This is a genomic window from Streptomyces sp. SID3343 (assembly GCF_009865215.1).
Lineage (GTDB): Bacteria > Actinomycetota > Actinomycetes > Streptomycetales > Streptomycetaceae > Embleya.
Genome location: NZ_WWJX01000168.1, coordinates 1 through 1605, shown reverse-complemented (window position 1 = coordinate 1605; position 1605 = coordinate 1). Strand labels below are relative to the sequence as shown.

General features: G+C 72.8%; 2 protein-coding genes. One reads left to right on the top strand and one right to left on the bottom strand.

What is annotated here, in order from left to right:
- Window positions 1-543, top strand: a 543-nt coding sequence (locus tag GT354_RS06025; protein ID WP_275942242.1) for a lanthionine synthetase LanC family protein, incomplete at its 5' end; no start/stop codon positions are given.
- Between the two features lie 111 nt (window positions 544-654).
- On the opposite strand, the gene GT354_RS06020 is transcribed toward GT354_RS06025, so the two are convergent.
- The coding region (locus GT354_RS06020; RefSeq protein ID WP_161355136.1) for a right-handed parallel beta-helix repeat-containing protein at window positions 655-1605 on the bottom strand (951 nt) is incomplete at its 5' end.

The window sequence follows — 1605 nt, the reverse complement described above, 5'->3', positions numbered from 1 at the left end:
TCCGCGTGGCAGCGCATCGGCGCCGACCCGGCAGCCGGTGTGGCGGCCCGCGAGGGACTCGCGGAACTCGTCGCACGAACACCGGAGTTGCTCACCGCCGCCGTGCGTCCCGGCGCCACCCGGCGGTACGGGTCGTGGTGTCGAGGGATGGCGGGGATCGGCGCCGTCCTGATCGAGGAGGGAAGCCGAGACGGTGCGGCGGACGTGGTCGAACTCGGCGTGCGCTGTGCCGTGGTGTGCCACGCCCTCGCGCCGCGGATGAGCCTGGTCTCCCAGTGCTGCGGGCTGTCCGGGGTCGGCGAGTTGCTCGTCGACGCGGCCCTCGCGACCGGTGACGAGCGCCTGTGGCGGGGCGCCGAGGACGTGGCGGCGCTGATCCTGGCCCGCAGTGGCGGAACCGCGCGCCGACCGCTGCTGCCCGACAACACCCTCGGCGCCTCCGACGTCGCCTGGGCCACCGGCAGCGCGGGCGTGCTCTCGTTCCTACGCCGCCTGCGCAGGCGTGGCGGGCCGCGTCTGTGCGCTCTGCCGGTCGACGACTGAGCGCGCTCCGGGCCGGCCCGACGGCAAAACCGGCCGTCGACCCGGGCCGGGAACGCCTCGGGAGGCGGGGCGGCCTCGCGCCCCCTGGGGACCCGAAGGCGTGGATTCTCGTCAGGGGGTGACCAACACGCCCGGGTTCACCAGGCCGTTGCCTCCCGTGAAGGTGTTGTCCGCGGTGACGGTGGTCGGGCACGCGGCGCTGTGGTTGACGGTGTTGATCGCCCACCGGTCGGCGCCGGTCGCGCCGGTCAGGTCGGCGTGGTTGGCGTGGAAGATCGTGCCGCATCCCCAACCGGGGGCCTGGGAGTGCACTTCGAAGCCGTCGTTGGTGGTGTTGCGGCCGGTGTTGCGCTCGATCAGGTAGCCGTTGCCCTTCACGTCGACCCACGAGTCGTCGTAGTTGTGGCCGGTCAGGCCGGTGCCGTCGAAGGTGTTGTCGGCGACTCGGCCGCCGGTGGTGCCCTCCTTGAGGTCCACCGCCTCGCCGCCCACTCCGGGCCCGATGACGTTGCGCAGGATCTGCACCCGGTCGCTCCGATCGGAGAGCGTGTTGGCGGTGCCGACGTATACGCCCTCGCCCATGCCTCGGCCGTCCCGGCCGGTGTCGTAGATCCGGGAATCGACGATCGCGCCGTCGCTGCTGGAGTCGCGGAAGTGGACGCCTTCCATCGTCAGATCGTGCACGGTGACGGAGTCCACCAGCACGCCGGGCGCCGCGTCGATCATGATGCCCTTCTGGGCGTGGGTGAGGGTGATGCCGTGCACGGTCCAGTAGGCGGCGCCGTCGAGGTACAGCGCGTTTCCGCCGCCGGTGTTGGTGCGCAGGACGGCGTTCGAGGATCCGGTGAGGGTGATCCGGGCGTCGACGCGGCCGGGCCTGGTCGTCTTGAAGTTGCCGGTGTAGGTGCCGTCGGCGAGGCGGATGGTGTCGCCCGGCGTCGCCGCCGCCAGCGCGGCCTTGAGCTGCGACGCGGTGGAGACGAGCACGACCGACGCGGCGTCGGTCGAGGCGGCGTGGGCCGCCGTCGGGGCGTACGTGAGCGCGGCGACGACGGCGGTGAC